The organism is Chryseobacterium antibioticum (genome assembly GCF_012927325.1).
GTDB lineage: Bacteria > Bacteroidota > Bacteroidia > Flavobacteriales > Weeksellaceae > Chryseobacterium > Chryseobacterium antibioticum.
The window spans coordinates 98,682-118,102 of the sequence record NZ_JABBGI010000019.1; the positions used below are offsets into that span (position 1 = coordinate 98,682).

Sequence of the window (19,421 nt, forward strand, 5' to 3'; positions counted from 1 at the left end):
GGTTTAAAATTTCACCATAAAAAAATCCTTAGGTTTGCTGCCTAAGGATTTTATATTTAAAACAAGATGCTTTCTTTTAACATTCAGGAACGTTTACCGCAATAGCAAGTCCGCCTTCTGACGTTTCTTTAAAGCGGTCACTCATTGATAAAGCCGTTTCCCACATGGTTTGGATCACTTCATCTAAGGTTACTTTCGCTTTGGCAGGATCACTTTCCAATGCAATATTAGCCGCTGTGATCGCCTTCATAGCGCCCATTGTATTCCTTTCAATACATGGAATCTGCACCAATCCTTTGATAGGGTCACAGGTAAGTCCAAGGTGATGTTCCATGGCAATTTCTGCCGCCATCAGAACCTGACCAATACTTCCTCCTAAAATTTCTGTTAATCCGGCTGCTGCCATCGCTGATGAAACTCCGATTTCAGCCTGACATCCGCCCATCGCAGCAGAAATGGTTGCATTTTTCTTGAATAAAGTTCCAATTTCTCCGGCAACCAGTAAAAATCTTACGATATCATCTTCACTGATACATTCTGTAAATGCCTGCGAATACATTAAAACTGCCGGAATAACACCGCTGGCTCCATTGGTAGGCGCCGTGATGATCCTTCCGAAACTCGCGTTTTCTTCGTTCACAGCCAAAGCAAAACACGCAATCCATTTGTTGATATTGGTAAAGTTCTCTTCTGCATCAACTACCAGCTTAAACCATTCGTCGATATTCTTATAGATTTTATCTCCTAACAGTTTTCTATTGATTCCGGCTGCCCTTCTGGTGACATTTAAACCTCCGGGAAGGATGCCTTCTTTATTAACGCCTTTGTAGATGCATTCTTTAATATTTGCCCAGATATTCAGTGCTTCCTGCCTGGTTTCTTCCTGAGATCTCCAGCTTTCTTCATTGATCAGAATAAGATCTGAAAATCTTTTAAATCCTAGTTTTTCACAGTATTTTATAATATCTGAACCGTGATGACAAGGATAAAGCGTTCTCACACACTGTTTTTCTATAGAATTTTTTTCCTGGCTTGCTATAAAGCCACCCCCTACAGAATAAAAATCCTGAACCAGCTCGGTTCCATCTTCAAAAACAGCCTTAAAGATCATTCCGTTAGGATGGAAATCAAGGGATTTTTGCATATTTAAAACCAAATGGTACCCGTAGACAAAAGGAATTTCTTTCTCTCCACCCAGGTTAATGATCTGGTCCTTTTTGATCTTCTCTATCTTTTCATCAATTTTTGAAGTATTGATGGTTTTAAAATCTTCGCCATTCAGCCCAAGCATTCCGGCAATATCCGTCCCGTGTCCTATTCCGGTTTTAGCTAAAGACCCGAAAAATTCAAGGAAAACCTCCTTCACTTCTGCGATGGATTTTTCCCTTTTTATAATTCTGATAAATGCAGAAGCTGCATTCCAGGGTCCCATTGTGTGTGAACTGGAAGGGCCTATTCCTACTTTAATAATCTCAAAAACCGATATTGATTCCATAGATAATTCTTCATTTTCCTCGAACAACAAAGATACATGATAAATCCCAATAAAAGCACCCCAGGATCTTAGAATTAACACCACCTCACACATCATCGGATGCCTTTATAATAAGTATCTTTGTAAATTAGCTGATCCAGTGTTGTCTTCTAAACCTGTTATATAAGTTATCTCTCCTTTTAATCAATTTGAATGGAAACATTAATTAAGAATATTTTACAGCATGTCCGGCTAAGTCCGGAAGAAATTGTCATTTTTAAAAATTTCTGGACAGAAAAAACATTGGAAAAAGGTGAGTTTCTTTTAAGAAACGGAGAAACCTGCCGTTATGACAGCTATATTGTCTCAGGGGTTTTAAAAGCCTTTTGCATCAATTCAGAAAACGGAAATGAGGAGATCCTTTTCTTAGCTATTGACGATTGGTGGGCAACCGATATCTCCAGCTTTTCCAAACAAAAAGCTTCCATTTACAATATACAGGCCGTAGAAAAAACAAACCTTTTACAGATCGGTCATCAGTCTTTTCAAAAAATGCTACAGGAAATCCCTTCCCTGGAAAGATATTTCAGGATTATTTTAGAAAGTTATCTGGGAACTCTTGAGAAGAGAATTGTATTTAATAACATGTACAAAGCTGAACAGAAGTATTATGATTTTCTCGATACCTATCCGGATATTGTATCCAGAGTTCCTCAATATTTAATTGCTTCCTATTTAGGTATATCAGCAGAATTTATAAGCAGAATCCGGAAAAAAAATAAATCCTCTTGAACTAGATCAATTTTTAAGGAATGAATAATCAGGAATTTTGTTGTTATAAAATTTATAGTAATGAAAGTATTGATTATTAACGCAAGTGTAAGAAATGAAAGATCTTACAGCCGAAAATTAACCCAAATTTTTGTTGAAAACTGGAAAACCAGATATCCCGAAGATGTATTTACGTACAGAGAAACGGGCATTGACAGTATTCCCAATATTAACGAATCGTGGATTGCAGGAGCATTTAAAAAGCCTTCAGAGAGGACAGAAGAAAACCAAAGGGCATTACAGCTAAGCAATGAGCTGGTCCAAGAGCTCAAAGAACATGATATCTATGTCATTGGAACTCCCATGTATAACTGGGCTGTTCCCAGTGGGCTAAAAGCTTATATAGACCAGGTGATGCGGATCAATGAAACCTGGAAATTCAGGTCAGGAGTTCCGGATGGCGACTACGTAGGTTTGCTTGAAAACAAAAAAGCATTTATATTATCTGCCCGGGGCGATACTGGATACGGAGAAAATGAAAAAAACGGGCATATCAATTTTCAAACAACCTATCTGAAACACATTTTCGGAATCATGGGAGTCAAAGATATGACCATTTTTTCATTAGATAACGAAGAGTTTGGGGGCGAAGTATTTGAAAAGTCAAAAAACAAGATTTTCAACGCCATCCAATCTATCGAATAAAATCGGGAAAACATCCTTTTAATTGAATATTCTAATCAGGGCATTTGGCCTTATGTCTTATGCCCTGTTTTCTTTTAGCAATCATCACTTGAAACTCTCCTCATGCTGGGAAAGATCGAGGCCCATAGACTCTGCTTCTTCGGAAACTCTGAGGGTAATAATAGAATCTGTAATCTTATACAAAAGCAGAGAACCAAAGAAGGTAAAAACTGAAACAAGCATCAAAGCAATCATATGATGGGCAAAAACTTCAAATCCTCCATGAAGAAGACTTGCATTTTCGCCATGAGCAAAAATCGCGGTAAGAATCATTCCCATAATCCCTCCTACTCCATGACAGGCAAATACATCCAGTGTATCATCTATTTTTTTCAACGCTTTCCAGTTCATCATTAGATTAGAAACAATAGCCGCTGCAAATCCTATAAAAAGGCTTTCCGGAATGGTGACAAAACCACAGGCAGGAGTAATCGCCACGAGACCAACTACAGCGCCAATACAGGCTCCCAATGCAGAAACACTTCTTCCGTTGATTCTGTCAAAAAAGATCCATGTCATCATAGCAGAAGCTGAGGCAATAGTTGTGGTTCCAAAAGCCATAGCTGCCGATGCATTTGCGCTTAGGGCAGAACCTGCATTAAACCCAAACCATCCGAACCAAAGCATTCCGGTTCCTAAAAGGACATAAGGAATATTAGACGGTTCATGATGAGGATTTTTCCTGTTTCCCAAAACCAAAGCACCAGCTAAAGCCGCAAAACCTGCACTCATGTGGACGACAGTTCCACCCGCAAAATCCTTTACGCCAAAATATTTATTCAAAAGTCCGTCAGGATGCCATACCATATGACAAAGTGGGGTATAGATAAAAATGCTGAAAAGCACCATGAACAGAAGATAAGAGATAAAACGTACCCGCTCGGCAAAAGAACCCGTAATCAATGCAGGCGTAATGACGGCAAACTTCATCTGGAAAAGGGCAAAAAGAACAAACGGAATGGTAGAAGCCATCATTTTATGAGGCAGTGCACCTACATGACTAAAAAACGGATAACTTAACGGGTTCCCGATGATCCCATAATGCACTCCATCGACCTCAAAACCTAAAGAATCTCCAAATGATAATGAAAATCCAACCACGACCCACAAAATTGAAATAACCCCGAGCGCAATAAAGCTCTGCAGCATCGTGGAAATTACATTTTTCTTCCCTACCATTCCTCCGTAAAAGAAGGACAGTCCGGGGGTCATCAGGAGTACAAGGCCAGCTGCAGCAAGAATCCATGCGACATCTGCACCTACGATTTTATCTTCACTGAGAAAGTCTCCCGTGTTGGGAAGGTCAGCCACCGGGCTCCAGAATAATCCTCCGAATGCCACAAGGGTGATGACTGAGAATGAAACAATCCATTTTAAACCAATTTTCATAAAATTTATATTTAACCCTATCAAAATTAAATATAAATTTTATAAAAACATATATTTTTAAATTTTAACCCCTAAAAAATTACATTAATTTTGAATTAATTTAATTTTAAACAAAAACCTCCTTCAGTATTTTGGAAACTTCTTTGTGTTTTGTGGCCGGAAACAGATGCGTCCCTCCTTTGATGACATAATCCGGTTTTGAATATTTAATAGGAAATACAATATCTTTATCACCTAATATCTGGATCACCTCCGGAATTTCGTCAAATTTCCATTCGGAAACCTTTTCCACAGACCATTTCAGGTAGTATGGATCTCTGACTTTGAAGTACTGAAGAACTTTTGGATTTTTCGGATCAAACAATTTTCTCACTACAGCATATACATTCGCAGCTTTGTCATTGAACATCCCTGTAGGAAGTATTCTTGGAATTTTTGTAATCTCCCCTGTCCTGATAAATTTAGATTTTTCTTTATCCGACTTAATGCTACCCATGATGACCACTTTCTCGGCAGGCTTCAGCTTATTGATCTCCTGAACCATAATCCCTCCAAAAGAATATCCCAGCAGGCTGAATGGCTCAGAAACGTCTACTTTCTCTGCCATTCTCTCAACATAGGAATAAAAGGGCTCATTTTTCTCGGGAATAAGCCAATCTATAAAAATCAATTCACAGGTCTCGGGGAATTTCAGTCTTTCTAAAACTTTAAAGTCTGCTCCTAGACCGCTTACTACATAAATTTTCATAGTACTAATTTAGGAAAAACATGGTAAAAGATGCAGATTAAATTTAGGGGTTTATAAACTATTGAGAAGATTGAAGATTTTATAAGATGAAGATGGGTCCCCATCTTAAGTGGATTCTTTTTTTTCACGCAAAGATTTAATGCTTTACTCTCTATAAAAGGAAAGCAAAAGGTTGCGGCTGCGCCGCTGACTAAGCTAACGATCAAATGCATGGACATAAAAAATGGGCAGTTTATAAAAACCGCCCATTGTATTATTTGATAGTATATTTTACTTATTTCTTTTTCTTCACAGGAACTCTGTTGTCATTATCCAGTTTTTCTGTAGAAACTTTGAACTGGAAATCTATTTCGTCCTTGATGAAGTAATCTTTCAGTGAAGACTGGTAGAATACTTTGAAGTCTCTTCTGTTTAGAGAGAACTTAGCAGATTCAATCACTACTGTAAACTGAGTTACATAAGCATTCGCCGGGAAAGTGATTGTTTTTCTTACCCCTTTGATGGTAATATCACCATAAATCGTAGAATTGTACTCACTGTTTGCTAAAGGAATAATTTTAGTCAAGTGGAATTTCGCGATCGGGAATTTTTTAACCTCAAAGAAATTGGTACTTTTCAGCTCGTTGGTAAGCTTGATCTGATCTTCTTCAGAAATATCTCCCGCCATCATGCTTCTCATATCTATAACAAACTCTCCGTCTACCAGAACCGTTTTATCGAAATTGAATTTTCCGCTTTTCAGCTTTACAGTCCCTGAATGCGAAGAAGCCTCAGTTTTAACGACTTTATATCCCCACCACCTGATCTCTGATGAAGTCACTTTTGAAACCTTATCAAATTTCTTCTGTGCAGAAACAAATGATATGCTTACACACATCATAGCAAACAATAGTAATCTTTTCATTCTTTTTTATTTACAATTCAACAAAAATAAAAAAAAGTGTAGAACTTCTACACTTTTAACAATCTTTTTTTGATTAAATTATTTAGCAGTTACCTTTACAAGCATTTCGATGTCATCTTTCACAAAAACATCCTGCATGGTAGATTTGTAAGCAACATCAAATTTTTGTCTGTCGAAAGCGAATTTCTCAGAAACCAAGCTTACGACTCCTTTGCTGTAAGCAATCTTTGCAGGGAAAGTAATTGGGCTTGTTTTTCCTTTAACCGTAAGGTTTCCTGTTACTAACGAGTTGTAAATCTTATCGCTGTTTTTCTTTACAGAAGTGATTTTGAAAGAAGCAGTAGGGAATTTCTCAACTTCAAAGAAGTCACCGTTCTTAAGGTGCCCGTTTAATTTCTGCTGATATTCTCCTGAAAGATCAGTTGCATTGATAGAAGTCATATCCAATACAAAGCTTCCTCCCACCAGGTTATTTCCTTTCATGATCATATCTCCTGATTTTACTTTTACAGTACCGTCATGAGAACTTGCTTCAGATTTTGCTACTTTGTATCCCCACCAGTGAACATCAGACGCTACTACTTTTTTTGACTGTCCGAATGCCAAACCGCTGGCAACAACTGCTAATAAGAATATTTTTTTCATTTGAATAAAGTTATTTACTTGTTTAATGCTGCAAATGTAACCAACTTATCCGATAGATTTCATTGATGTATATCAATTAAAACAATTATTTTTATGAATAATGTCATTCCATAAAAAAACTCCGAAGCTTTCGGAGTTTTGTATTTTAATTTTGATAGTAAGCAGTGTATAATGCGGCGCCTTTTAATGCCGTATGGTTTTGTTTAACCAGATAGATCGGCGTACTTTTAAGCATTTCCTCCATCTTATCGCTTATCTTAAACTTATCATAGAATTTTCCTTTGTCGATATATTCTCTGATGGTCTGTGGAATATCTCCTGAAATCAATAATCCTCCGGTAGCTTTAAGCTTTAACACAAGGTTGTTCGCTTCTCTTGCCAGGAATTCTATGAAAGTATCTAAAGCAATTTTACAGATCAATACATCTTCTTCTACAGCAGCTTTGTAAATCTCCTGAACAAAATTCCCTCCAGAAATACGTTCTGCCAACCATTCCGGCTCAGGATGTCTTTTTACATCTCTTAAGAATCTGTAGATATTGAAAAGACCTGTTTTAGACAGTACACTTTCCCAGCTTACAATACCGTAGATATTGTTTAAGAACTGATAAAATTCTACCTCAACATTCGTTCTCGGTGAGAATTCTGAATGTCCGCCTTCCGTTGCAAAAGGTCTCAGGTATTTTCCATCGAAGAAATATCCGGCTTCACCCAGTCCGTTTCCGGGTGCCAGGATTGCTACATTTCCTTTTTCAAGATGACCACTGGTATAGATTGGGTCCAAATCGTTGTCTTCAAGAAGTGCCATTCCGTAAGCAGAAGCTTCAAGGTCGTTCAGCATATCTCCTTTCTCAAACCCGAAATCTCTGGTATATTCTTCAATATTTAAGTCCCACCCCAGTCTTGCAGGGCTACTTTTCCCATCAATCACAGGTCCTGGTACGGCCATTGACAAACGTTTTACATTTTCCAGCTGATTATCCTGAATGAATTTTTTTAATATATCAGAAAATGATGCATAGTCTTTCGTACTATATTCATTCTGAATTTTTATCTCAAGACCTCCGTTACTGGAAACAAAATAGCCTAAGATGGTTATATCTTCACGGAGACTCGCCCCAATGATAGTAACATTATCATTATTACTGTTCTCTACTCCTGGTAAATAAAGCGGAAATTTTGGATTCAAAATCATAACCTCAAATTTTATCAAATATAATAATAGTTTTCGTAAATCCTGCAGGGAAGCAAAAAACCTTTTTATTTTAATAAAAAGGTTTGGCTAATAATTGTTTATATATAAATCTTACTACTTTCCTAATGGAATATTGTATCCGAAACCAAGTCCGATATTCCCCACATTGTAGTCCTGTCCGGCGATATCACCTTTATCTCCTACAAAAACTTTTTGGTATTGTACGAAGAAATTCCAGTCTCTGTTGTGATATCCGATCTCCGGCTTGATGTAGAAACCCCCGTCCGGTCTGTCAGCAGAACTGTTGGAAGCTACTTTTTCATTTCCTACCAGGAATCCATATCCTAAGTCTGTTCCAAAATAGAAACCAGTCTGTTTAGGATAGATTCTAATTAAAGCCCCTACAGGAACTACCCCTACATCATTGTTATCATAACCGTTGTTACTTTTTCCAAAATAATGAGTATATCCTGTTGCAATACCTAATCCAAATCCCGGAGTAATCAAATTCTGATAAGATACATCTACACCTGCAGCTGCGGAAAGATTATCTGCGGGAACTGCTAAACCAACATTGGCGCCAACTTTGATCATATTGTTCATCTTTGAGCTTTGCGCGCTTACGATACCTGCTGTTAAGATTCCAGCCAGTAATATTGTTTGTTTTAACATTTTCATAACTCTAATTTTAAATTTTACTAATCGAATAAGCTGTAAAAATCGTGCCAAGGAAGGCATTTTTTTTGATTTTAACACTCAAAAAAAATACAAAACAATGATTATCAGTATGTTAATTTATATTAAAATTAAATGATTGTTTAAGTTAAATCTTAAAATTAATAATATAACGAATTCTTAACCGTTATGATTTTAACCTTTCTATTTCTACGTCATCAAAAAATTAAATTCTCTCAACATGGCCGATTCACTCTTACATCATAAACATCTTCTTTGGCGTGCCGGTTTCGGAGCCGGAATCAACCAGATCGGTGATCTGAAAAACAAGACCACAAAAACGCTGGTGAATGAATTGTTTAAAGAAGAAAGCTTTACAGAAATCAACTATGATACGCCTGATGTTCCCATTTCAGATGATATGATGGACAGCAGAACGCCGGCTGAAAAGAAAAAGGAAATGCAGCGGATCATCAGGGAACAAAGCAATGAACTGAACCTGAATTTTCTGAATCAGATGGTGAACAGTAAAGATCAGCTGAGAGAGAAGATAGCCTTTTTCTGGCACGGACATTTTGCATCGAGAGTCAACAATTCAAAATTCAGCAAACAGCTTCTTCATACTATAAGGAGGAATGCTTTAGGAAATTTTAAAGACCTTCTCTTTGAGGTAAGTCAGTCTCCCGCCATGCTGAATTTCCTGAATAATCAACAGAATAAAAAGGATCATCCCAATGAAAATTTTGCCCGCGAAGTCATGGAATTATTTACGATGGGCAGGGGAAATTATACAGAAAAAGACATTAGGGAAGGCGCAAGAGCATTTACCGGTTGGGGTTATGATAAGGAAGGTAATTTTAAGGAAAGAAAAAACCTTCACGATGACGGAACCAAAACATTTCTGGGAAAAACAGGAAATTTCACAGGAACGGATATTTTAAATATCATCCTTGAACAGAAAGCAACCGCTACGTTTATTACCACCAAAATATATAAGTTTTTCGTTAATGAAAAGGTAGATAACAATATTATAGAACAATTGAGCACAGATTTCTATAAATCGGGATATGATCTCAAAAAACTCATGAACGACATATTTTCAAGCTCATGGTTCTATGATCAAAAGAATATCGGAAACAGAATAAAATCCCCGATAGAACTGATGGCTGGAATGATGCGGATGCTTCCTATGAACATTCAAAACCCTGAAAACCTCATCGTTTATCAGAAACTGCTTGGCCAGATGCTTCTCTACCCACCCAACGTCGCCGGATGGCCCAACGGAAAGTCGTGGATAGACAGTTCTACCTTGATGGTGAGGCTTCAGATTCCGCAGATATGGTCCGGATTGCGACCTTTGGAATACAGTCCGCGTCAGGACGACGACATCGACATGGGAATGAAATCCCGTGAAACAGCTATGAACAAATCGTTTAAAAATCCCAATATCACGATTGACTGGAGCAGACTGGAAAAGGTCTTCGCAGATAAAAACTGTGAAGATTACCTCATCCAGAATATGAAAACCCTGGATATGGATTCTGTGAAGAACTTTTCAGATAAGAGTATTAAAATGAATATTATTAATTTGATGTCTACGCCGGAATATCAGTTGTGCTAGGTAGCAGATGTTAGGTTGCAGGTAACAGGTAATAGTAATCACCGTTTAGCTCTGCAGCTTTTGATTTATTATTTCTTGCTTAAAAATATTGATAAGAAGTACAAGCATTATTAAAATTGAGATTCAATTCCGCAACCTGCAACCCAACACCAGCAACCTATTATCTGCTACTAAAAAGTGAATAAAAAATACCAAGCATTAATAAAACTCAGTCAAGCCCTACAACCTGCAACCTATCATCTGCAACCAAAAAAAAGAAAATTATGTTAATCAAAAGAAGAGAATTCCTTAAAATAAGTTCATTGGCTACCGCATCACTGATGATGCCCAATTTTCTGAAAGCAATGACATTGGATGACGCTTTGAAGCCGAATCAGAAAATTCTTATCGTACTGCAGTTTACAGGTGGGAATGATGGTTTAAATACGATTATTCCTACGAAAAATGATATTTACTTTAAGGAAAGAAATAATATTGCCATCAGGGATTCTTTGCCACTGAATGATGAAACGGGAATCAATCCGGCGCTGTCTTATTTTAAAGAATTATACGATAATGGTGAACTTTCTGTGATGAATAATGTAGGCTATCCGAATCCCGACAAGTCTCATTTCAGAAGTATGGATATCTGGCACTCAGCAAGTAAAAGTGACGAGTTTCTGGAAACAGGATGGCTGGGACGTTTTCTGGATGAAGAATGCTATCAGTGTGAACATCCCACACAGGCTCTGGAAGTAGATGATATGCTGAGCCTAGCACTGAAGGGCGAAAACAATAAAGCATTTGCATTCAAAGACCCTAAAAGGCTTTATCAGACGAGTCAGGAGAAGTATTTCAAATCTTTATATGACCACCATCACGATGATGAAACAGTTTCTTATTTATACCAGACGCTTGGCTCCACCATCAATAATGCAGAGTATATTTTTGAAAAAAGCAAGTTAAAAAAGACAGATCAGACGTATCCCAATTCACAACTGGGAAAGGATTTTAAAACGGTGGCATCATTGATTAAATCTGACATTAATACCCAGGTTTATTATCTTTCTGTGGGAAGTTTTGACACCCATGTCAACCAGAACGAAAGACAGGCAAAGCTGTTCAGCGACATTAATGAAGCAGTAAAGTCATTTGTAGCTGATTTAAAAAGTAACGGTATTTTCAATGATGTTTTATTGATGACTTTTTCAGAGTTCGGACGCCGGGTCGCTCAAAATGCCAGCAATGGAACTGATCACGGAACGGCCAATCAGATGTTTTTTATCAGCGGAGGTCTTAAAAAGAAAGGACTTCTGAATGCTCTTCCCGATCTGCAGAAACTAAATGAAGGGGATTTGATCTACACGGAAGATTTCAGAAAAGTCTACGCTACAATTCTGAAAAACTGGCTAAAGGCAGATTCTTCCAAAGTATTGGGCTGGAAAAACGGAATTTATGATTTTATTTAATAAAAAATGCCACTCTGATCTAATAAATCAAAATGGCAGTGATTTGAAATGCATCTCTACTAAATATTAGAATTTCTCCCGCAGATTTTACAGATGACACTGATGTTTGCGTTGTATTTTTGTCTTTTTTTGATATTACGTAAAAACCTTTGTAAAGCTATCTTTTTCCAGCTTTTCTAAGGAAAAATCAAAATCGGATCCTTCTTTTTCAGAAGTAATTTCTGCGCCTAATTCTTCAACAAGCCCGTTAAAGGAAATGGGTTCGTACCATTGCTGGTAAAGCGCGTCCGTAGCCATCACTGAAATCTCGGAGCTTCCTGAAACATGAGCATGTCCGGCTCCAAAATTAAGGAGGACAAAACACTGTTTTCCGCCTTTTGGAAGCAGCATTCCAAGAACAGTCTGTCTCTGAACGGAGTTACATTTCACTTCTGCAAAAACATGATCAGGATTCATCATATATTCTCTTGAAATATGGTCTCCTTTTCCAATCACAATTTTATACCCACAATCCGAACTTCCGGAATAGACATTATTCATAATTAATGTCGGAACATTCAACCCGTGGGAAGCATACAGATATTCTACGGCACCTTTGGGCGCAGAGGTCATATCTCCGGAGTACATCAGACTTCCGTTATTCTAATTATAGGCTGCATTCCAACCTGTTTTTCCTCCTATATTCAATCCCGAAAGATCAAGATCATTGGCTCCCCATCCATCTTCCCAATAAATCCCGACAGCCAGTTTTTCACCCAGGAATCTTGTTCCGGCAGGAATGTTTCCTACAAACATTTTTTCAGACGTCGGCAATCCGAATTCTACATGTTCAGGGAAATAGAACTTCTTTCCGGAAAGATCAAATCTTGATTTTAAATAATTCATTATAAAATCATAGTTCTTTTCACCTACCGTCCCTGCCTTTCCGGTTTTCACCCAGGATTTTCCATTTCTGATTCTATAAACAAACGTATCCTGACCATACATTCTTAAATAACAGGCAGATAATGCTTTAAACAAAGCAAAAGGAGTTGCATGATCCAGCCAGTGCAGGTCATTTTTTTCCAGCAGTGTATGCGTTGCTTCATTCAGAGGATTGGAAACCAATGGCTGATGATGGATTTTCGACAGTTTTGATATTTTATTGATGGTTTTAGATGATCTTTTTTTATACGCTAAAAACAACGGTTTGAATCTGTTGAAAATCTGAGCAAGTCTTTCCAGTCCATATTTTTCAAACAAAGAGGATGGATTGAATTTGCTTTCTTTAATCGCTTTGATCAACTCTTCATTTTTAATTAAAAGTGTCGTATCCGTCGTTTTATAAATCACGTATCTGAAAAATTCTACGGGATTCACGGGATAAACCTGATATAGATCTGCTATTTTGACAATAGCTTCTTTGTTTCTGATATTTTCTGCTCCTGTAAAAGTATAATTCAGCTCTTTCGTTAAAACAGAAAGCAGATCATTAATTGTTTGTTCATTCAGGGCAATTCCTGATTTCAGCAGTGAAAGACATTTCTCAGTCATTTCTTCTGCAGAATACGCCTTAATTACTTTGAAAACCAGTTTTGCATTAGGAACATTCAATATTTCATCAGGAATATAAATTTGATCCTGAAAATGGCTTCCATACGTAGAAATATAATGTTTAAGCTGCTCGATGAACAACTCTATTCTGGTACTCTCTTTTATTTTCTGCCAGGATTTATGAAAGGTCTTGTTCAGATCATTTCCGTTTAATTTTTCCTTTCTATAAAATTTAATGATCTGGTCTTTAGCCCAAACAGCATCTGCTTCGATCACAAAACCTGTGTCAGAAATAAAGGGTGTACTATCAGTTTTTTTGGCTAGTACGGCATTAAATAATTGAAGTGTTTTCATCTTGATAAAAATTAAATAAGTGAGGAGTATGGTTTTTAAAGAAACAATATAGGAACTCCTTTTACCTATTATTCTGAGAAAAAGCGGAGAGTAATTACCAATTATAGGAACTCTTTATGCCTTATTATTTTTTTACTGATGAAAACACCTCAATGGTATTCAAATATAAGTATTTTTCATCAGTATTGTGGAGCAGAAAGGAATCGAACCGGTGACCCATACAATAGGAACTTTGTCTGCCAATAGCGGAAAGTGATCACTGCTCTACCATCTGAGCTACTGCCCCATTACTATTGATTATTTTATAAACCTTTTTTATAGGTTAATCATCATTGAGAATATAAACCTTATAGATTTTAGAAACCTATAAGGTTTAGGCATCGTTATAATCAGATTTTGAAGAATTATGCTTTTCTGAATTTCTTCTTTTTCTTCCAGGGTGCATTTTTACCCACATCACCTGCCATGATACATCCGTAAGGCAACACCTCATCCAGGACTTCACAAAGTCCGTATTCTTCAATCTGCGCTCTTACGTTTTTAGCACTTTTATAAGCGGTTGGCAGTTCGGAGATATCAATTTCATTGGAAAAGAAACGGATATCCAGTCCTTTGGTTTCTTCATCGAAGATTTCTTCAACCGTTTTATGGGCCAATGATTTTTTATGCTGTGTTCTGCTGAAATTTCTTCCGGCTCCGTGAGGGGCAAATCCAAGGTTTCTTTCGTTAGTTTTTCCCTGAACGATCAAAACGGGTTCTGACATATTCAATGGGATCAGTCTTGGTCCAGTGATATCCGGCATAAATTTATCATCCAGCGGAGTAGCTCCTTTCGCATGATAAAACAAATCACCATCTTTGAAAACGAAGTTATGTTCGTTCCAGTATCTATCCTGCTTTTCAGCACCAAGTTTGTTTAAAACCGCATCATGAATATTCGTATGGTTTTCCTTAGTCCATGTTCTGATTAGCTGAAGGGCTTCCCAATAGGCCCGTCCTTCTTCCGTATCGAAAGGGATCCATGCATTTTCTCTCAAAGTTTCAGGAGAAATATCCTGTCTGAAACGGTTGGCAACCTTCATTCCTTTATCATAAAGGGCAGCACCGGGAGCTCTTGATCCGTGATGGGTAATCAACATGGTATTTCCGGTATTTTTGGACTTTCCAACGAACAAGAAATGGTTTCCGTCTCCCTGAGTTCCCATATGAGAACGGGCGATGCTGATCAGTTTTTCATCATTTAAGAAGTAGTTTTCTCTGAATGCATCCATCAGTTCCTGAGACATCGGCATCTGCTCACCTCTTGGTCTTCCTCCGTATCCAAAATGCGTCACAGAGTGAGCAGCATCCAATACTTCCTTAGGATCGGCGTCTCCGAAATCCGTAAGCATCACAGAACAACAGATATCTGCGCTATGAAATCCAGGGTGAATTGCATTTTTAGCTACAACGACTCCACCTACCGGAATCAAACCTTCCGGTCCTGTAGGACAGGCATCCGGCATTAAAGCACCGGTAGTCAGCGTAGGGGTTTTCATTAAGACTTTCATCGTATTGATCACTTTTTCTACGTTATCCACTTCACTTTCATGCTCAGCTCTGATGTTGATGATAAAATCTTTCGCGATATCATGAAGCGGAATAATATCAGGCTGCTTAAACTGATCCAGATATTCTTTGATCTGAACTTCATCCAGATTATTTTCGTTGATATGTGTAATGGCATCTTTAAACCATTTGGCTGGTCTGTATCCTAATTCAATCAGGTGATTTCCGTTAAATTCCATTTGTTTTTTCATTTTGATAATGCAAAGTAATAACACAAGTGCGCAATAATTCTGCGTAGATAAAATTATTTTAATTATTTTTGTAGAAAGGAAGAAAACCGAAAAGGCAGAATTCCCTATCTATCCTTATCCAACGATTAAAATTAAAAAAATATGTTATTAGAACAACTCAAAAACAATCCTGAAACCATTCAGTTCAAAGAGGTTATTGCCTATATTGACGAACATTATGATTTCACTCCTACAGAATTTAAAAACGGAAATACAGTGAATGAAGCCGGCCAGAACAACGGTTCATGTAAGGTTTTCAGTTTTGCAAAGCTTCAGGAACTTGCAAAAGAGCAAGTACTTCCACTTTTCGGAGAGTTTTACAGAGAAGACGTTCTAAAAAATCCTGAAGGAACAGACCACCAGAACATCAGAAACTTTATGGAATACGGATGGGATGGAGTTTCTTTTGAGGGAGAAGCGTTGAAAGAGAAATAATTGCTGTTAGGTCAATAGTGAATTTTGCTTCGCAAGTGAATGGTCAATTTGAAAACAATTAAAAATCGACTTGCGAAGCAAAATTCACCATTCATCATTCACCATTCATCATTCATCATTCATCATTCACCATCGTTCACCAAAAAATCACAAAACCATGTCATCCAATAAAAATGCACTCATCCGCTACAAAACATTAGACAAATGCCTTAAGAACAAATACCGGAAGTACACGCTGGAAGATCTTATCGATGCGTGTTCTGATGCCCTGTTTGAATTTGAAGGAAAAGAATCTTATGTAAGCAGGAGAACCGTTCAGCTTGACCTTCAAAATATGCGAAGTGAAAAATTCGGGTATGAAGCACCGATTGAAGTATACGAAAGGAAATACTACCGATACAGCGACTCTGAATACAGCATCCACAATATCTCGGTAAATGAAAGTGATCTGAAAGCGATGAATAATGCCGTTCAGATCCTGAAGCAGTTCAAGGATTTTTCCATGTTCAAAGAGATGAACGGGGTGATTCAAAAACTGGAAGATTCCATCCATTCTACGGGTCAGAAATCCATTATTCATCTGGATAAAAATGAACAGTTGAAAGGTCTTGAACATATCGACATTCTTTACGAAAGTATCTCCAACAAAAAAGTTCTGAAGATCCTCTACCGAAGTTTTACCGCCAAAGAATCCAGCAATTATGTGGTTCATCCTCAATTATTGAAGGAATTTAACAACCGTTGGTTCCTGATCTGCCAACATAAAGGGAAAATGTATAATTTAGCCCTGGACCGTATGGAAAGCATTGACCCCGAGGAAAATGTTCCGTATATTGATCAGGATCTGGATGGTGATGAATATTTCAAAGATATTGTGGGTGTTACGGTTTCGGATACGATGGCTCCGAGGAATGTTATTTTCTTTGTAGACTCCCACAATGCTCCGTATGTAAAAACAAAACCGCTTCATAAAAGTCAGGAGATTATCCATGAAACGGAGGAAGGGACGTTATTTAAGATTTGTGTACAAATCAATTTTGAACTGGAAAGACTGCTGCTTGGTTTTGGAGAGTCTCTGATCGTTCACAAGCCTAGAAAACTAAGGTTACGAGTACAGGAGAAGTTTAGTGCCGGATTTAAAAACTATGAGAAACTGGATATTCCTGATGAACACTGATATTTTTTGCCCCAAAAGGGACAAAAGTTTTTAAACACTTTAGTTATTTTTAAGTAACAGGGTTTCTGAAAGAAGATCACTTAAGTTTCTTTGAAAATCTACGATTTTAATGATGACTGGAAGTTGTAGGAGCAGAATTCCCCTCCTGTGGAGGGGTGGCGAAAATTCAAAGAATTTTTGACGGGGTGGTTCTATACACCACTAGAATGTTATAATAAAGTATCACCTCCTCTAAAACACCGATCTGCAAAGAAAATTTCAAAATGGCTCAGAAATTGTATTAATCTGCACATTAAAAAATCTTACTATGAAATCAAGAATATTTAAAGCATTGATTGCCATTATAGCCCCTATTGCGATAGAGTATATCGTAAAAAAAATATCTGAGCGATTAGATAAAAAAGAAGAAGATAAAGGAAAAGGACCCAAGCAGATTAGTGCTTAAACCTATAAGTAGTTAGAATTTAATTTTATTGAAAAGAGGCAATCACTCATGTGTATTGCCTCTTTTTTTGAATTATATTTAACGCTTGAATCGCAAATGCGCAAGGATTTTATCTTTAAACTTTACCTACCTGCGATTAAAACCCAATCATACATTTAACTTCACCCCGAAACTGATACTCAAAACGTGCCCATTCTCAAATTCGAAACTCTACGCAAAAACACTGCGCACTACTGTTTTTACTTTGCATTCAAATTGAATACAATGACACCAAAAATACTAGAAAAAATAAAAGAAATAGAGGCAGAGCGCGGAATAGAAGTCCTATTGGCCGTAGAATCCGGAAGCAGAGCCTGGGGTTTTGCATCTCCGGATAGTGATTATGATATACGTTTTATCTACAGACATGAAAAAGATTGGTATCTTTCTCCATGGGATAAAGACGAGACGATAGAATTCATGACAGAGGACGATCTGGATGGTTCCGGATGGGATCTTCGAAAGACTTTTCATCTTTTGCTGAAATCGAATGCGGCGTTATTGAGCTGGTTTTACTCGCCTATCGTTTACAAAAAAAATGAGAAGTTTGTGGAATTGTTCACTCCCCTGGCAGATGCCTGTTTTTCTCCGGTAGCGGTTTCTTACCACTATTTGAGCATGAGTAAAAAATACCTGGAAGCCTGCAGAAGTGATGAAGTGAAACTGAAAAGTTATTTTTACTGCTTAAGAACTGCACTAACCGGAAAATGGATCATCGAAAAAGGAACGGTTCCCCCTGTTTTGTTCAGCGAATTGCTGGTTTTAGTTGATGACTATACAAAAACTAAAATAGAGGATCTTATCACTTTAAAAGCGACCAAAGGAGAATCCTACTACCACCCGAATGATTGGGAACTTTTTGGATTTTTGGAGAAGACCGTTTTGGAAAATGAAGAGAGGTCTAAAAACCTTAGAGGGGGAAAATCCGATAAAGGTGAGATGGAGAGGGTATTTAGGAAGATATTGATGTAGATTAAAAGGTTACGGGAAGCCGTAATCTTTTTTTATGAATTGGAAATATATTTGTTAAATTTCATTTTTAAACTAAAACCATGTATATAAGCAAAATCAGAATTAAAAATTTTCGACTACTAAAAGATACGACTCTTTTACTAGACGAAGATAAAAAACAAGAATTATCTCTTTTGATTGGCAGAAATAACAGTGGAAAAACATCGTTTATAATGCTTTTTGATAAGTTTTATCGAAATGAAAATTATAAATTTAATTTCTATGATTTTTCTACATCATTAAGAGATAAAATTTTCAAGATAGATGAGAATACAGTTATTGAAGATTTATCTATTCAAATGATCCTTGAGATAAAATATGATATAACAGATTCTTTAGAGAACATATCTGATTTTATTTTGGACCTAGATCCTACTACAAATATTGTTAAAATTCTATTTGAATGCTCAATTGATAAAGATAGATTAATCAAAGATTTATCTAAACCAAAAGTTAGTAGGGAGAAATTTATTGAAAAGAATTTGTCAGATTATTTAATTAATAAAAACATATATGTTTTTGAAAATGAGAGTGATTTAGAACTTGCAAACAGAGGAAATTTAGTTAAGAAAGATATTTCATCAATAAAAAACTTAATAAATTTTCAAGTCATTCATGCGAAAAGAAATGTCTCAAGTTCCGAAACAAATGGAAATGGTAAAAGAGCTTTATCAGAAATGACTACTCAATATTTCAATAAAGAACATAAAGAATCTTCTGCCGATTTTTTTGACATTAATGATGCAATATCCAATATGGATTCTACTTTAGATGATAAATATAAGACACACTTTGAACCATTTTTAAAGAATGCTAAGAAATTTCTTGATATAAAAGATTTAAGAGTTGAGGTCATTTAAACTTTTTTAGATTTATAAAATTTGTTCAGAGCTATAACCATAAAAGCGATATAATTAAAAGACTTCCAACTCGATACTGTTGTGTCAAAACGATTAAGCAATGATCGAAAACTAT

At 36.8% G+C, this 19,421-nt stretch carries 19 protein-coding genes and 1 pseudogene; 9 read left to right on the forward strand and 11 right to left on the reverse strand.

What is annotated here, in order from left to right; genetic code table 11:
- Positions 1–76 precede the first annotated feature (76 nt).
- Positions 77–1,495, reverse strand: coding sequence for an L-serine ammonia-lyase (locus tag HHL23_RS15345; RefSeq protein ID WP_169235671.1), 1,419 nt, complete (start codon positions 1,493–1,495; stop codon positions 77–79).
- Between the two features lie 192 nt (positions 1,496–1,687).
- On the opposite strand from HHL23_RS15345, the gene HHL23_RS15350 reads away from it, so the two are divergent.
- Entirely contained in the window at positions 1,688–2,266 is a 579-nt protein-coding gene (locus HHL23_RS15350; RefSeq protein ID WP_169235672.1) for a Crp/Fnr family transcriptional regulator, read from the forward strand.
- A 60-nt stretch (positions 2,267–2,326) separates the two neighbouring features.
- Positions 2,327–2,950: an FMN-dependent NADH-azoreductase gene (locus HHL23_RS15355; protein WP_169235673.1), complete on the forward strand. Its 624-nt coding sequence runs from the start codon at positions 2,327–2,329 to the stop codon at positions 2,948–2,950.
- An 84-nt stretch (positions 2,951–3,034) separates the two neighbouring features.
- Here HHL23_RS15355 and HHL23_RS15360 read toward each other — a convergent pair whose 3' ends face one another.
- From HHL23_RS15360 to HHL23_RS15385, 6 genes are all read right to left on the reverse strand, one after another.
- Positions 3,035–4,378 carry an ammonium transporter gene (locus tag HHL23_RS15360; RefSeq protein WP_169235674.1) on the reverse strand — a complete coding sequence of 448 codons (1,344 nt, stop codon included), beginning with the start codon at positions 4,376–4,378 and terminating at the stop codon, positions 3,035–3,037.
- 106 nt (positions 4,379–4,484) lie between these two features.
- A complete protein-coding gene (locus HHL23_RS15365; RefSeq protein WP_169235675.1) occupies positions 4,485–5,126 on the reverse strand; it encodes an alpha/beta hydrolase in 642 nt (213 codons plus the stop codon).
- A gap of 274 nt (positions 5,127–5,400) precedes the next feature.
- On the reverse strand, positions 5,401–6,030 hold the full coding sequence (locus HHL23_RS15370; RefSeq protein ID WP_169235676.1) for a YceI family protein: 630 nt from the start codon (positions 6,028–6,030) through the stop codon (positions 5,401–5,403).
- A gap of 78 nt (positions 6,031–6,108) precedes the next feature.
- Complete coding sequence (locus tag HHL23_RS15375; RefSeq protein WP_169235677.1) at positions 6,109–6,675, reverse strand: YceI family protein; 567 nt, start codon at positions 6,673–6,675, stop codon at positions 6,109–6,111.
- Positions 6,676–6,820: 145 nt separating this feature from the next.
- Positions 6,821–7,870: a glucokinase gene (locus tag HHL23_RS15380; protein ID WP_169235678.1), complete on the reverse strand. Its 1,050-nt coding sequence runs from the start codon at positions 7,868–7,870 to the stop codon at positions 6,821–6,823.
- 114 nt (positions 7,871–7,984) lie between these two features.
- Positions 7,985–8,548: a hypothetical protein gene (locus tag HHL23_RS15385; protein ID WP_169235679.1), complete on the reverse strand. Its 564-nt coding sequence runs from the start codon at positions 8,546–8,548 to the stop codon at positions 7,985–7,987.
- 238 nt (positions 8,549–8,786) lie between these two features.
- On the opposite strand from HHL23_RS15385, the gene HHL23_RS15390 reads away from it, so the two are divergent.
- Complete coding sequence (locus HHL23_RS15390; protein WP_169235680.1) at positions 8,787–10,166, forward strand: DUF1800 domain-containing protein; 1,380 nt, start codon at positions 8,787–8,789, stop codon at positions 10,164–10,166.
- 263 nt (positions 10,167–10,429) lie between these two features.
- The gene (locus HHL23_RS15395) at positions 10,430–11,614 is read left to right on the forward strand and encodes a DUF1501 domain-containing protein (RefSeq protein WP_169235681.1); all 1,185 of its coding nucleotides are present in this window, start codon (positions 10,430–10,432) and stop codon (positions 11,612–11,614) included.
- 135 nt (positions 11,615–11,749) lie between these two features.
- Here HHL23_RS15395 and HHL23_RS15400 read toward each other — a convergent pair whose 3' ends face one another.
- From HHL23_RS15400 to HHL23_RS15410, 3 genes are all read right to left on the reverse strand, one after another.
- Positions 11,750–12,241: a hypothetical protein gene (locus tag HHL23_RS15400; protein WP_169235682.1), complete on the reverse strand. Its 492-nt coding sequence runs from the start codon at positions 12,239–12,241 to the stop codon at positions 11,750–11,752.
- A 15-nt stretch (positions 12,242–12,256) separates the two neighbouring features.
- The gene (locus tag HHL23_RS15405; RefSeq protein WP_169235683.1) at positions 12,257–13,501 is read right to left on the reverse strand and encodes a hypothetical protein; all 1,245 of its coding nucleotides are present in this window, start codon (positions 13,499–13,501) and stop codon (positions 12,257–12,259) included.
- 404 nt (positions 13,502–13,905) lie between these two features.
- On the reverse strand, positions 13,906–15,288 hold the full coding sequence (locus tag HHL23_RS15410; RefSeq protein ID WP_169235691.1) for an RtcB family protein: 1,383 nt from the start codon (positions 15,286–15,288) through the stop codon (positions 13,906–13,908).
- 153 nt (positions 15,289–15,441) lie between these two features.
- Here HHL23_RS15410 and HHL23_RS15415 point away from each other — a divergent pair, with 153 nt between their 5' ends.
- The 5 genes from HHL23_RS15415 to HHL23_RS15435 all read left to right on the forward strand — a co-directional run bounded on the left by HHL23_RS15415 (position 15,442) and on the right by HHL23_RS15435 (position 19,306).
- Positions 15,442–15,774 (forward strand): HopJ type III effector protein, encoded by a 333-nt coding sequence (locus HHL23_RS15415; RefSeq protein WP_169235684.1) that lies wholly within the window; start codon positions 15,442–15,444, stop codon positions 15,772–15,774.
- Positions 15,775–15,931: 157 nt separating this feature from the next.
- On the forward strand, positions 15,932–16,951 hold the full coding sequence (locus tag HHL23_RS15420; RefSeq protein WP_169235685.1) for a helix-turn-helix transcriptional regulator: 1,020 nt from the start codon (positions 15,932–15,934) through the stop codon (positions 16,949–16,951).
- A 307-nt stretch (positions 16,952–17,258) separates the two neighbouring features.
- Positions 17,259–17,396 carry a hypothetical protein gene (locus HHL23_RS15425; protein WP_169235686.1) on the forward strand — a complete coding sequence of 46 codons (138 nt, stop codon included), beginning with the start codon at positions 17,259–17,261 and terminating at the stop codon, positions 17,394–17,396.
- 264 nt (positions 17,397–17,660) lie between these two features.
- The gene (locus HHL23_RS15430; protein WP_169235687.1) at positions 17,661–18,407 is read left to right on the forward strand and encodes a nucleotidyltransferase domain-containing protein; all 747 of its coding nucleotides are present in this window, start codon (positions 17,661–17,663) and stop codon (positions 18,405–18,407) included.
- A gap of 80 nt (positions 18,408–18,487) precedes the next feature.
- A complete protein-coding gene (locus HHL23_RS15435) occupies positions 18,488–19,306 on the forward strand; it encodes an AAA family ATPase (protein WP_169235688.1) in 819 nt (272 codons plus the stop codon).
- On the opposite strand, the pseudogene HHL23_RS22555 reads toward HHL23_RS15435, so the two are convergent.
- Positions 19,303–19,421: pseudogene (locus tag HHL23_RS22555) on the reverse strand (IS5/IS1182 family transposase); the annotation flags it as partial. The gene HHL23_RS15435 and the pseudogene HHL23_RS22555 sit on opposite strands and share 4 nt — an antisense overlap.